Origin of the sequence: Desulfoscipio sp. XC116 (assembly GCF_039851975.1) — a bacterium.
Classification (GTDB): Bacteria; Bacillota; Desulfotomaculia; order Desulfotomaculales; family Desulfallaceae; genus Sporotomaculum.
Genome location: NZ_CP156660.1, coordinates 758,759 through 771,251, shown reverse-complemented (window position 1 = coordinate 771,251; position 12,493 = coordinate 758,759). Strand labels below are relative to the sequence as shown.

Here is a 12,493-nt window from a genome sequence, read left to right as displayed (position 1 = left end):
TATTTAATTTTATTGCACAAAACTATTTTTCCGACACATTAATTTATTCCTTTGCTGTGAATTGAAACTCTATTTTCCCCTCCTGTCCAAGCGCTAAAACGGCATCAAAACTCTTACCGGCTTTGGATTTAAAACCCTTGATTAAAGCAGTTTTACCGTTTGTCAATAACCTCTGGGCCTGCTGAACACTAATGCGCTTACCGGCTATCTCTTTCCAGATAACGAATTTACAGCCTTCCTTGCAACCGCTGCAGCTGTAGCTTCTGAGTGTTTCGGCGACTTCTTTGCCGCATAACGGGCACTGACCCAAGCTCACTTTTTTAAAGTTATCGTTATCGGTGAATAAGAATTCCACCTTACCGTTATTAATTTGTAATGCAGCATCAAACTTTCTGCCGGCCTTTGAGGTAAAGCCCTTTAGGACACCGGTTTTGCCTTTCTTCAGTAATGTTTTAGCCTGGTTTTGAGTAATCCGCTTACCGGCTATTTCCTTCCAAACAATAAATTTACAGCCTTCTTTATAACCACTGCAGCCGTAGCCTTTTTTGCCCTCTATCACTGCCCTGCCGCAAAGGGGACAGCTGCCCAATGCCTCACGGCCTGTTTGCACCTGATTACTGGCTGCCTGGCTGCGGGCTGATTCAACTATCTCAGCGGTTAACTGTTTAATGCCGTTCATAAATTCCCCGGATTCAGTTGTCCCGGCTTCTATATCGGCCAGTGTTTTTTCCCATTGGCCGGTAAGCTCCGGGTTTTTAATTATTCCCGGTACCAGATCGATCAGTGTTTCACCCTTTACGGTGGGTACTAAGGTTTTCTTTTGGCGCTCAATATAGCCCACCTTGAGAAGGCGCTCAATGATAGCCGCTCTGGTAGCCGGAGTACCCAGGCCGTGTCCTTTCATAGCCGCTTTTAGCTCCCGGTCTTCCAACAACCGACCGGCTCCCTCCATGACTGCCAGCAGACTGGCTTCGGTATAGCGTTTGGGGGGCTTGGTTTCTTTTTCCCTGATTTCGGTTTTAGTGGTTCGGACTGACTCACCCCGGGTTAATCCGGGTATTACACCGCTATCCTCACCGTCCTCGGGATTATTTCTTACGCTTTCGTACACCGTTTTCCAGCCCTTATTCAGCTCCACCCGGCCGGTGGTAAGGAACGTTTCACCGGCGGCTTCGGTTATCACTTTAGTTTGCTTATACCTGGCCGGCGGGAAGAAAATAGCCAGAAACCGGCGCACTACCAGATCGTATATCTTACGTTCGTCCGGCGGCAGATTGGCCAAAACCGGCTTTGTATCCGTGGGTATCAACGCAGTATGATCGCTCACTTTACCGTCATCCACATATCGCTTACCCGGAATACCCGCCGCCCCGGCTGTGCTAGTATATGGCTCATATTCGGTTGCGCCGGCTAGTGCGGACAGGCGGCCGGGAATGGTTTTGGCCAACTCCCTTGTCAGGTGGCGGCTATCGGTACGGGGGTACGTCAGCAGTTTCCTGGTCTCGTACAGAGATTGAGCTAATTCCAATGTCTTGGCTGCCGCCAAACCGTATTTTTTATTGGCCTCCTTCTGTAAGTCGTTGAGATTGAACAAAAGCGGCGGGAGCTCCGCCACGTCTTTTTCCTCTACCTCCAGCACATTAGCCGGTTGGTTATTAACTTTGGCTTGCACTGCTTGAGCCGTCTGCAGGGCATGGAACCGATTTTGTTCCCCGTTAAACCACCTACCGGTATATGCCTGCCCGTTGGTTTTAGTAAACTCGGCCCATAGTTCCCAGTAGGGCTCGGACACAAAGTTCTTTATTTCGCGTTCCCGGTTGACAATGAGTGCCAGGGTGGGAGTCTGTACCCGGCCAATGGACAATAATGTGTTGTGCTTAACCGTAAACGACCGGGTAGCGTTAATACCAATCAGCCAGTCGGCCTGACTGCGTGCTTCCGCGGCTGCGGCCAGGGGATTGAATTGATCACCGGGCCTAAGTTCCACAAAGCCCCGCCGTACTGCTGCCGGAGTGGTTTCCGATAACCAGAGCCGCATAAAAGGTTTTTTACAGCCGGTAAGTCGATAAATATAACGGAAGATAAGCTCGCCTTCCCGCCCGGCGTCGGTTGCGCAGATAAGCTGCCCGATATCGGATCTGTTAACCAGTTGTTTAACGATTTTAAACTGCTTTACTGTTCTCGGGTTGGTTTTAAGTTTAAAATCAGCCGGCATTATGGGCAGCGTATTTAAAGTCCATTTTTTCAGCCGGTCATTATAATCCTCCGGTTCGGCCAACTCCACCAGATGGCCTATGGCCCAGGTGACCACATAATCGTCATTTTCAAGATAGCCGTCCTTTTTCCGGAAACCCCCAAGCACCGCGGCCAAATCGCGGGCCACCGACGGTTTTTCAGCAAGTACAAGTTTTTTCATTCCAACCATCCTTTTTTTTAGAGAAAGTGGCCCCTAAGTACCGCTATTGCCCCGGTACCGGCGTCGGCACTGCCCTCCTGCTGCAATCTAGTTATTTCCCTGTGGTATCTTTCTAATTTCTTCAATTATTTGCAGAACGGTTGATCTGTCTGCCTCTGATGCATATACCGCTCCCCAACCTCTTTGTAGCTGAAAAATCCCATCATAAGCCAAGTCACGGTAGCATTCGAAATGATGGGCTATTTGTTGCTCATTTAAGGCAGCTTCAAGCAATTGCGCCTCAAATTCATTATTAAGAATGGCAATTCTTATATTTTTATCCACTTCATTCACCTCACCATGTTATAACCCGCTCAATACAGGCAATACAATTAATGCCACTTATCAAAAATATCTTACCTTAAAGAAGCGGCGTAAAGCAACACATGAAGTTCATAAAGCAATGAGCACAAACAATATTAGGTATTTTGCCATGGCTTAAAGGTATTGCCACAAATGTGTCGAAAACATTGATACAATTTGGAGAGTCGGTTTAAACATAGGTTTACGCAGCTAAATCGATATATATATATACAAAAAAGGATGTAATTTTATGCTCGACCTCTTTAGCCAATGGAACAAATTTCTTGGCAACCGGATGTTTTTTGTGGTATTGATACCTTTATTTATCGGTTTTTTTTATCCCATAGAAACCACCAAGTCTTGGAGTATGGCTGCCACCCTGTGTTTTACCTATATGACCTTTAACGCATCTCTGGATACAAGTCTAAAGGATTTTGTAAAAAGGCTGTCCAACCCGCTGCTTCCCATTTACGAGCTTTTATTTATACATGGCGTTATGCCGTTTCTGGCCCTTGTGATTGGTCTGGTATTTTACCCGGGTCCGGAAAATGAGTTCCTGCGTTTGGGATTCATCTTAGGTGCAACCATTCCGGTGGGTGTGACTTCTATTCTCTGGTCGCAAATGGTGGGTGGCGATGTTTCCTTAGCCATGGTTACAGTTACCCTGGACACTCTGATCAGCCCCTTGCTTTTGCCGGTCTTTATAGCTGCGGTAGTTGGTAAGACCATTCATATAAACACCGTTAGCTTGCTAGCTAACCTGCTCTGGATGGTCTTCATTCCCGGCCTTCTGGGAATGATCATTCATGATACTACTAAAGGAGCTTACGACAAATATACCCATTCAATAGGCAACTTCGCCTCTAAGCTCTGCATATCGGTAGTTATCTATGTCAACGCCAGTGCCATTGCCCCGGAGATAAACTGGAACCATTCCATAATCAAACTTTTAATGGTAATTCTTATAGTTTCGTGCAGCGGCTATATATTAGGATTTTTAAGCTCTTATATCCTAAAGGGACACAAGCGCGAACAGATGGTTGCAATGATTTATAATATCGGTATGAGAAACAACGCCCTTGGCGTGGTCCTGGCTATAACCTATTTCCCGCCGGCAGTTGCCCTGCCGGTGACATTATCAATGCTTTATCAACAGCCCTTGGCGGCTGTAGTCAAGATATTAGTCGAAAGTTTTTATAAAAGGCGACACACCACAAAAGAAAGCCATTGCTCCTTAATCTAGGGCACATGGCTTTCTATAATTCCCCTTTGTTTCATCATTACGAAATGTATGCCCATTGTGGCTGTTAACGTGCCACATCAAGTTCAAAATCAGCCTTGGGCATCTTCTCTCCCACACTTCTCAACTGTAAAGTAACCCGGTCATTCTCGGGCATGGGGAAAGATATTTTGACGTGATTTTCATCAGGCCATTCCATACGAATATGCTTATGCCAGTATTCTTTATCTTTAATACGAAATTCAGGACGGTAATAATGAGACGGGTTATCCCCGCTTCCTTTAAAACCGAAGTAGCAAACCAGCTGCTTATCCTCTATAACTGCCTTTTCCAGGCTGTAAGCAATCGCCCCGTAATTAAAAACCCCGTTTAATGCTTGTTCTCCCTGGTGGGGACGGCTGAACTCCATTGTCTGTTCCTTAGCCGGAAAGTGATACAGGTACAGCGGCGGTAAGGTTAGCTTTAATTCCCTGGCCGACGGGTCTACCGGTTCAAAATGGAACGTACCCGTAATTCCACCCGTTACCGGGTCGGTCTGGGTGCGGGTTTCATTGAGCTTGATTCTTTTACCGTTAGTTTCGTCAATTAGATCGGCCCAGTGACCGGGTAAAAAGGCGCCGTATTCTTTGATCATCGGCGTCGGCGGGGTGCTGCTGCCCCGGCTCTCCAGCTTGGTAGGCCCATCGGGTCCCATAACGGTATACATGGGATGGTCCTGCCCAATGCCTACACCGGCTATGGACGGGTCCTGCGGCCAGCGCACCCGGAAAAAGACAATGCTTTCGGAAAGGCCCAGCACTGCCCGGTCCAGGGCCAGTTCCACCGGCTCTATAGTTTTTGTCTGGTTGGGGTAAAACTCCCGGGTATTCTGGGCTACTATGGTAGGGTCAACCGGTATTTCAAACTTCGTTTCCCCCGGTATTGCATCGGTATTAAAGGATAGGATTAATTTTTGGGCATCCAGATTAACCGGTTCCAGATCATATACAAAGTATTTACCCTGAATGCCCCTGCCGCCCCGGGGGTCATATTGCACACCTTTATCGTCGGCCATGTCAATATGGATATTGCAGTCTCCATCCACTTGCGGATCGACACTATAAAAAACAGTGGTCCGGGCGGAATCCAGCAATATTTTATCCACGGTAACGGTATAGGGACCTACCTTTTGGGACCGGTTCACTTCGGTAAAAAGGTCCATTTGCTTGGCCTGTTTGAACGACGGATCCCGCAGCGCCATATTCCGCCCCGCCTGGTATGAGGCCCAGGCAATGGTAGAAGCGGTAATGATTATACAGGCCATAAAAGCCGCCGCCACCCGGCGCAGCCGTCCCCACGCCTTGTCTATACCTGAGATGGAGGAAGGCCCGCCTTCTCCCGGTGTGATTAGAACAGGCTGTTTATATTCATTTAACAGTTCCCGGCAGGATGCGCATTCGTCCAGGTGGTGTTCCACCATCTTAAAAGAGGCATCACTGGCCACTCCATCCGCGTACAGAGGCAAAAGATCTTTAATTATTTCGCATTCATACTTAGTCATGGTCATCACCTTCTAGCTGTTTATATAGTTGGTGAAATTTTTGTCTGGCCCGGAAAAGGGTTACCCGCGCCGTTGCCGGGGATTTGCCCAGTATATCCCCTATTTCCTCAAAAGATAATCCTTCCTGTTCCCTTAGAATAATCACCATGCGATAGTCCACAGGCAGCTGTTCAAGAGCCAGCCGTACCAGCCGCCAGTTCTCCGCGTTTTCCAGATGCCGGGCCGGGTCACCCGCAATATTCATGTCCGGAATATCCTGGTTTAGCGGCAGATTGCGTTCCCCGGGACGACCTCGCAGGTACCCTGTATATACATAATAAGCCATGCGAAACAGCCAAGTAGACATAGCGGATTCACCGCGATAGTTTTTTAGGGATACCAATGCCCGGCAGAAGGTTTCCTGGGTCAATTCATCCGCCAGGTGATAATCTCCGCCCATACGGTATAAATATCGAAAGATCGATATTCTATAACGCTGATAAAGTTTTTCTATAGTCGACATGGCCATATAAAAAAACGCTCCTGGTTATTAGTGTTCCGAGCTGGGGAAAATGTTACAGCAATTATGAAATTTTCTTGACCGGAAAACGTAGACGCTTTAAATATACCTCTTTTTTGCATACCCTTTATAGCAGTTCTAACTTCCCGGGCGGTTATCCTTTAATCCTCATTCCATGAAAAAATTAATAAATAATCGCTAATCAAACCACACTGGAGCTATCCGCAGCCTTTCTTTTTTTTGGCGCAGCATCAGCATACATCCCTGCAGGACTGATTGGAGGATCAGACTCAAGACGGATCAAAAATCAAACTGCAGCTCGTCGCAGCTTATTTTCACCAGGGATACAATTTAGATAAGCCAGGTAACAATGTTACGTTTTGATAGCATACAACGCTGAAGGAGGGATGAAACATGTCTGCTAAAAAGTCTTTCGGTTTGGTTCTGCTCGTCCTTGGCATCGTCGCTTCATTGGGTGTTCTGGGCTTTTCGGTGGGGGGGCTTATTCCGCTTGTGCTTGGCATATTACTGGTCTATTACGGCTGGAAAAAGCGGCGTCGGGAAGACAGGATTACCGGTACCGTCTTGTTGGGGCTAGGCATTCTGTTCCTCATCGGTTCCATACCGATGGCCGTCAGTATGCTTGTCGCCGCGGCGCTGCTTTATTTTGCATACCAGATGTTAACCGGTAGCGAGAATTCCGGAGGCTCATGCGGGACAAGGAACGAAAGCAAAAGATACACCGAAGATAACGGGCTGGACGATCCGTTTGACGAGGAATGGGAGCGATTGATGAAATCCGCCAAAATATAATGGGGACAAGCTTAAAATCAAGTACACAAAACCATGGCTGAAAGGCTATACTTAAAAGGAGGAATCACGATGGTTTTCAAGAGAATCAGAGACATTACCCTGGCAACGATCCACGACGGGCTGGATGCAATGGAAAGTCCGGTCTCCATGTTAAATCAATATTTAAGGGATTTGGAGGAAGAAATTGAGAAAGCGCAGGAAGCCGTTGTCAAGCAAATCATGATTGAAAAGAAGTTTAACGAGTATCAAAGCAATGCCAGGCATATATCGGAAAAACGCATGCGCCAGGCAACGCTGGCCGTAGGAGCGGGTGAAGAAGAATTGGCCCGCCGGGCACTTCGCGACAAAAAGCGATATGCGGACAGAGCGGAACAGTACGTGGGAATGAGTACCGAAGCACATCAGAAAGTGCTGGAATTAAAAGAGCAGTTGAAAGAAATGAAGGAAAAATATTACCAGCTGCGTGACCGCAAGATTGAACTTATTTCCCGGGCCAACGCCGCCAAAACGAAAAAGCGAATGAACACCGTCCTGACCAAGTTTAACAGCGAAAGTGCCTTGAAAGGGTTTAAACGTATGGAAGAGCGCATTATGGAATGGGAAACAGAGGCGGAAGTACGCAGGGTGAGACCCAATGAAAGCTACCTGCAGCAGCTGGCCGATCTGGAACCGGATGAGGAAGTGGAAAAGGAGCTAGCTGCCATTAAAGCCGTTAACGCTGCGCAGGATCAGTCCGACATCTCAGGGGTAAGTGATTTTACACTGCAAAAAGAAAAAACACAAGCGTGATTTTTCCCGGCCGGCGGGTAGCAAAAGCTCTGTTACCCGCTTGATATTTTTTACGAGCACATATCTTGAGCAAAGATCGTAAGCATTATTTAGATAAAGATCCCTGAACAGTAAACCGGGACCTGATGACAAGTGTATTCGTCATATTGGAGGAAACCGACATGAAACTATCAGGCCGCAATTTAACGGGTTTGATCATATTAGGCGCCGGCATTGTCGTTCTTTTCGGCGTATTAAATTTAGGTTCTTTAGGGGTTGCGATTGTCGCGTTTTTTTTCGGCATGTATTTATGGCGCAACGACCATAAAGTTGGAGGTGTCTCACTTGTAACCCTGGGGGCCATCATTTTTTTCAACGGCTTTTTGAATATTGATATCGCCGGAATTATTATAGCTGTTTTCATGGTCTACATTGGGTTTCGATTGCTGCGCCATGGTGAAAACAAGGAGGATAAAGAGGAACAATGGGCAGAATGGCATGAAGATGATTTCCAGGAAAACACGAATGCGGAAGTTAAAAAGGTTAGGGAGAAGAAACAAAAGAAAGGAAAAATGAATAGAAAAGAGAAAAACCATCATCATGCGCACCGGAGAACCTGGAAACTGGAAGACGACATTGACGAAGAGATCGAAAAATTAATTTATAAAATGAAGAAAACTTTTTCTTCCGCATCCAGCGGATATTCCGAAAAAACACACTTCCGGCATACCGGGGAGAGAACAGATCATGAGCACAGCTCCGCAAGTTACCGGGACGATCATCCGGGAACAGAGGAGCGGCACGAAAAACAGGCGGAATATGACGATAAAGGTAATTACCAGGGGAAACAATATAAGCAACAGTATCAAGAACAACGGCATTCTTACCACCAGGAAGTGTCCAGCCTATTGGGCGATTTTATTCTCCGTCATCGCTTTGAATTGCATGATATGAAAATCAACAACGGTTTGGGCGATGTAAAAATTGATCTGTCCCAGGCCATTATTGCGCACGGTGATACAACGATTGAGATATTTGCGGGATTGGGTGACGTACAATTATATGTTCCATACGACCTGGATGTTTATGTGCAAGCCGGTGTTCTGATCGGTACCCTGGATGTGTTAAATTTTAGGCAGAACGGGTTTACGAGAAGGACTCAAACCAAATCTGCCGGTTATGATGAGGCGGCCAAGCGTGTCAATATTTTTGTAACGCTTGGGATAGGCGACGTCGATGTGAGGTATGTCTGATGAATCGCATGAAACTGTCCAATATCCAGTGGCAATGGATTCGATATACGATCGGATTCGGCATGATCAACATTGCAGTACTGCTATTATTATTTTGGATGGTTGAAGGACGGCGCATCTTGGCCATCGTCTTTCAAAACGTGTTGGGGATTCCATTGCTGTTGGTGCTGATGTTCATCATCATGCTGCTTGGAACGATGCTGGGCTTCATGGCCGGCAAACGCATGAAAAAAAGGCTGGTTGAGCTGGAGGAAGCTTCAATGGCCTATGAAAGAGGAAAATTTTCATATCGTGTGCCTGATTTGGGCACGGATGAGATCGGCGTTGTAGGCCAAAGGTTAAATAATATGAGCAGCCGGGTGGAAGAGCAAATTGCTTCCATGCAGCGCCTTTCAGCGGAAAAAGCGGAATGGAACGAAACGCTGAAACAAGCCGCCGTGACGGCGGAAAGGCAGCGGCTCGCACGTGAACTGCACGACGCAGTCAGCCAACAATTGTTTGCCATATCCATGATGACTTCAGCGGTACAAAAAACAATTAAACAACAACCGCAAAAAGCTGCCGGGCAGATGGCCATGATCGAGGAAATGGCAGGCATTGCCCAATCCGAAATGCGCGCTTTGCTACTGCATCTTCGCCCCGCCCATCTTGAGGGCAAAGGATTGAAGGAAGGCATTGAAGACCTGTTGCAGGAACTGGAGCAGAAACATGACCTGTTGATCAAATGGTCTGTTGAACCGCTGCCTCAAATGGCCAAAGGAATTGAGGATCATCTTTTCAGGATTATTCAGGAAGCCATATCCAATGTGCTCAGACACGCCAAAGCAAAAACAGTGCAGTTGAATTTGGCGGTTGTACAGAACCAGATCAGAATGAAAATTCAAGACGACGGCATTGGGTTCAGCTCCGGGCAAGATAAGCATTCATCGTACGGACTGCGCACCATGTACGAACGAGTCAATGAAATAGGCGGGGTATTGGATGTTTTTTCGTGGCCTCAAAAGGGAACACAAATCGATGTCAAGGTACCGCTGGTCCAATTAAAAGAGGAGGACAACACATGATTCGCGTTTTATTAATTGATGATCACGAAATGGTCCGCATGGGACTGGCTGCTTATCTGGCCACGGATGAGGAAATCGAAGTGATCGGCGAGGCATCGGATGGGGCGGAAGGGGTCCGGCTGGCATCGTCTTTGCGTCCCGATGTCATACTGATGGACCTGGTCATGGAAGGTATGGACGGGATCGAAGCAACACGCCGGGTTATCAAGGAGAACCCCGAGGCGCGCATCATTGTGCTCACTAGTTTTATCGACGATGAGACAGTCTATCCGGTTATCGAAGCAGGAGCGATGAGTTACATATTAAAAACAGCACGGGCACCCAAAATTGCCGAAGCCATTCGAGCAGCTTACAAAGGAGAATCAATCCTGGAGGCCAAAGTGACCGGAAAAATGATCCAGCGCATGCGCGCAGCGGACCGGAAACTGCCGCATGAAGATCTGACGGACAGGGAACTCGATGTACTGCGTCTGATTGGAGAAGGAAAGAACAATCAGGAAATCGCGGATGCTCTGATCATCGGCATTAAAACCGTTAAAACGCATGTCAGCCATATCCTGTACAAGCTTGGGGTGGAAGACCGGACCCAAGCGGCCATTTATGCCCACCGGAATTCCCTGGTCAAATAGTCCTTAGGCCGCGCATATTGAACTGTGGTGGGATGTCTTTTACCACGCTTTTCTTTGGATATTGCAAAGGCTAATGCGATTGCGCGAACCGGCAAGGCTCAAGCATAGCTGTGCAAGCCGGGCAGCCAATAGTTGACGCCGAAAAAGGTAAACAGCACCAGGACAAAACCGGCTATGACCATCAAACGGGCATGATTGCCCGGCCATTCCCGGCTGCGGTGCAGATGCAGGTAGAGAGCGTAGATGATCCAGGTTACCAGAGCCCAGGTTTCCTTGGGGTCCCAGGACCAGTATCTGCCCCAGGCCTGTTCCGCCCAGGCGGCACCCAGCACGATGGATAAAGACAGCAGAGCAAATCCGCCGCCCACCAACAGATTAAGGTGCTCATCCCTGATCGCGTGGCCCGCTTTAAAAAATTGCATCACCGCCAGTCCGGCGGCCAGGGTAAAAGCAGCATAGGCCGCCGCCGCGGTAACAACATGAACCGTTAACCAGGGACTTTGCAAAGCCGGCGCCAGAGGAGCAACCGCGCCCAGCCGGTCTTTCATAAACACCACCGCCGAAGATACCAGCATAGCGGCGAAAAGCATCACCACCCCGCCGGAAGTATTAATCCGACAACGGAACGTGAATAGCAAGTACATGAAAACCGTAAACCAGGTAAAGCTTAACAAAAATTCCAGCCCGTTAGTCAAGGGAAGCATGCCGGCCAGCAACGTTCTAACAGCCAGAACCGCGAGATGGAATATACATCCCATGCCTGCCAGGGCAAAAGCCGCCTTCAGCAACCGCTCCTTCTTTAATCCCCCGAAGTAAAGCAGGGCCGCCGCCCAATAGGAAAAAGCCACCACATGAACTAAAATTGCCAGCATTGCTTTCATAATATCAGCTCCCGGGGCTAAAGGTCGTTCACAACCAAGTTTCTTTTGACCGGGGCGGCCGGGATAGCCAGGCATATCCCCAGCATGAGAACCATCCCGCCAACCATTGCCAGGGGCAGTCCGGGATCGGATTTAACCTGAAGTATGGTATAAGGCTCCACGCCGCTGAAAACCAGATACACATCCTCATCAATACAAGCAGGTTCGCCGAATTTGGCCGCCCCGATTCCCAGCAGCTTATCGCCCTCATAGACCGAAAATATAATATGCGGGTTGTCGGGACGCATAGTCACCGAGTCTATGCCATAGACCGGATTAAAATGCGGTATATAGCGATATATTTTGACCACCCGGTTGGTATTGGCCGGTTCCAAAAGATCGCCTGCCATGAAGCGGCCTGTCTGCCGGGCTCCGCTTTTATCAGTATATTTTGCTTTTATCGAATAGCCGAAACTGCCTTGATAAACCTTGACGCCGGCATGGTGCAAAGGATTGTTTACGCTGATGGGCACATCTTTAATCTTCCGTCCGTGCTCCAACACGCTGACCTCGGATATATATTGGGATGGAGAGCCGTCCTTGTTGAAATCGATCCTGAACTTGTTGAGCCGCACGGTAAAAGGATGCTTAATATCAAGCACCTGGGATATATCCAACCGGTCGCCGGCAAACAGTTGGATGCGGCTATCCTGTCCACGGACAGCATACATCGCGCCTCCCAGCAGGACCAATATTATTCCCAGATGCAAAAGCAGAGTACCCGTCTGCCGCAACCAGACCCGGGAGGGCCTTTTTAACAGTATGCGATAAGTGCTTTGCAGACGGTTGACGGTACAAAAAATCATATTCAACAGCAGCAAAAGCAACAGCAGCCTGAAAAGCGGCGCTTTAAAAAAGGTGCCCGGCAATAGAGAGGCGCCTGCCGCCGAAGCCACGCCTATCATAAACAATAAGGACAGTCCGGTTTGCATGGAGGAAATGAATTTGTATATCCGCCGCATGGCGCCCATAGTTTTGACCCTTCCCGATTAGACCCATGAAGGAAGCC

Annotated in this window: 12 protein-coding genes; 6 read left to right on the top strand and 6 right to left on the bottom strand. The window is 48.1% G+C overall.

What is annotated here, in order from left to right; all coding sequences use genetic code 11:
- Window positions 1–43: 43 nt before the first annotated feature.
- Window positions 44–2,416, bottom strand: coding sequence for a DNA topoisomerase III (locus tag ABDB91_RS03490; protein WP_347490254.1), 2,373 nt, complete (start codon window positions 2,414–2,416; stop codon window positions 44–46).
- 87 nt (window positions 2,417–2,503) lie between these two features.
- On the bottom strand, window positions 2,504–2,740 hold the full coding sequence (locus tag ABDB91_RS03485; RefSeq protein WP_347490253.1) for a hypothetical protein: 237 nt from the start codon (window positions 2,738–2,740) through the stop codon (window positions 2,504–2,506).
- Window positions 2,741–3,008: 268 nt separating this feature from the next.
- On the opposite strand from ABDB91_RS03485, the gene ABDB91_RS03480 reads away from it, so the two are divergent.
- Entirely contained in the window at window positions 3,009–4,001 is a 993-nt protein-coding gene (locus ABDB91_RS03480; RefSeq protein ID WP_347490252.1) for a bile acid:sodium symporter, read from the top strand.
- A gap of 64 nt (window positions 4,002–4,065) precedes the next feature.
- Here the strand turns inward: ABDB91_RS03480 and ABDB91_RS03475 are convergent, their stop codons facing one another.
- The gene (locus ABDB91_RS03475) at window positions 4,066–5,538 is read right to left on the bottom strand and encodes a zf-HC2 domain-containing protein (protein WP_347490251.1); all 1,473 of its coding nucleotides are present in this window, start codon (window positions 5,536–5,538) and stop codon (window positions 4,066–4,068) included.
- Entirely contained in the window at window positions 5,531–6,046 is a 516-nt protein-coding gene (locus ABDB91_RS03470) for an RNA polymerase sigma factor (RefSeq protein WP_347490250.1), read from the bottom strand. The genes ABDB91_RS03475 and ABDB91_RS03470 overlap by 8 nt, the downstream gene beginning before the upstream one ends.
- Before the next feature lie 405 nt (window positions 6,047–6,451).
- Between ABDB91_RS03470 and ABDB91_RS03465 the strand changes: the two genes are divergently transcribed.
- From ABDB91_RS03465 to ABDB91_RS03445, 5 genes are all read left to right on the top strand, one after another.
- The gene (locus tag ABDB91_RS03465; protein ID WP_347490249.1) at window positions 6,452–6,850 is read left to right on the top strand and encodes a hypothetical protein; all 399 of its coding nucleotides are present in this window, start codon (window positions 6,452–6,454) and stop codon (window positions 6,848–6,850) included.
- A gap of 69 nt (window positions 6,851–6,919) precedes the next feature.
- Window positions 6,920–7,639 (top strand): PspA/IM30 family protein, encoded by a 720-nt coding sequence (locus ABDB91_RS03460; RefSeq protein ID WP_347490248.1) that lies wholly within the window; start codon window positions 6,920–6,922, stop codon window positions 7,637–7,639.
- Window positions 7,640–7,800: 161 nt separating this feature from the next.
- On the top strand, window positions 7,801–8,871 hold the full coding sequence (gene liaF, locus ABDB91_RS03455; protein ID WP_347490247.1) for a cell wall-active antibiotics response protein LiaF: 1,071 nt from the start codon (window positions 7,801–7,803) through the stop codon (window positions 8,869–8,871).
- Window positions 8,871–9,935, top strand: a complete 1,065-nt coding sequence (locus ABDB91_RS03450; protein ID WP_347490246.1) for a sensor histidine kinase — start codon at window positions 8,871–8,873, stop codon at window positions 9,933–9,935. The genes liaF and ABDB91_RS03450 overlap by 1 nt, the downstream gene beginning before the upstream one ends.
- Window positions 9,932–10,564: a response regulator transcription factor gene (locus tag ABDB91_RS03445; protein ID WP_347490245.1), complete on the top strand. Its 633-nt coding sequence runs from the start codon at window positions 9,932–9,934 to the stop codon at window positions 10,562–10,564. The genes ABDB91_RS03450 and ABDB91_RS03445 overlap by 4 nt, the downstream gene beginning before the upstream one ends.
- Window positions 10,565–10,662: 98 nt before the next feature.
- Here ABDB91_RS03445 and ccsA read toward each other — a convergent pair whose 3' ends face one another.
- Both ccsA and ABDB91_RS03435 read right to left on the bottom strand, forming a co-directional pair.
- Complete coding sequence (gene ccsA, locus ABDB91_RS03440) at window positions 10,663–11,445, bottom strand: cytochrome c biogenesis protein CcsA (RefSeq protein WP_347490244.1); 783 nt, start codon at window positions 11,443–11,445, stop codon at window positions 10,663–10,665.
- Between the two features lie 17 nt (window positions 11,446–11,462).
- Complete coding sequence (locus tag ABDB91_RS03435; protein ID WP_347490243.1) at window positions 11,463–12,455, bottom strand: cytochrome c biogenesis protein ResB; 993 nt, start codon at window positions 12,453–12,455, stop codon at window positions 11,463–11,465.
- Between the last annotated feature and the right edge of the window lie 38 nt (window positions 12,456–12,493).

Coding starts and splice junctions, on each gene's coding strand:
- ABDB91_RS03490 (WP_347490254.1), bottom strand. CDS start 2,416: ATGAAAAAACTTGTACTTGCTGAAAAACCGTCGGTGGCCCGCGATTTG.
- ABDB91_RS03480 (WP_347490252.1), top strand. CDS start 3,009: ATGCTCGACCTCTTTAGCCAATGGAACAAATTTCTTGGCAACCGGATG.
- ABDB91_RS03475 (WP_347490251.1), bottom strand. CDS start 5,538: ATGACTAAGTATGAATGCGAAATAATTAAAGATCTTTTGCCTCTGTAC.
- ABDB91_RS03470 (WP_347490250.1), bottom strand. CDS start 6,046: ATGGCCATGTCGACTATAGAAAAACTTTATCAGCGTTATAGAATATCG.
- ABDB91_RS03465 (WP_347490249.1), top strand. CDS start 6,452: ATGTCTGCTAAAAAGTCTTTCGGTTTGGTTCTGCTCGTCCTTGGCATC.
- ABDB91_RS03460 (WP_347490248.1), top strand. CDS start 6,920: ATGGTTTTCAAGAGAATCAGAGACATTACCCTGGCAACGATCCACGAC.
- liaF (WP_347490247.1), top strand. CDS start 7,801: ATGAAACTATCAGGCCGCAATTTAACGGGTTTGATCATATTAGGCGCC.
- ABDB91_RS03450 (WP_347490246.1), top strand. CDS start 8,871: ATGAATCGCATGAAACTGTCCAATATCCAGTGGCAATGGATTCGATAT.
- ABDB91_RS03445 (WP_347490245.1), top strand. CDS start 9,932: ATGATTCGCGTTTTATTAATTGATGATCACGAAATGGTCCGCATGGGA.
- ccsA (WP_347490244.1), bottom strand. CDS start 11,445: ATGAAAGCAATGCTGGCAATTTTAGTTCATGTGGTGGCTTTTTCCTAT.
- ABDB91_RS03435 (WP_347490243.1), bottom strand. CDS start 12,455: ATGGGCGCCATGCGGCGGATATACAAATTCATTTCCTCCATGCAAACC.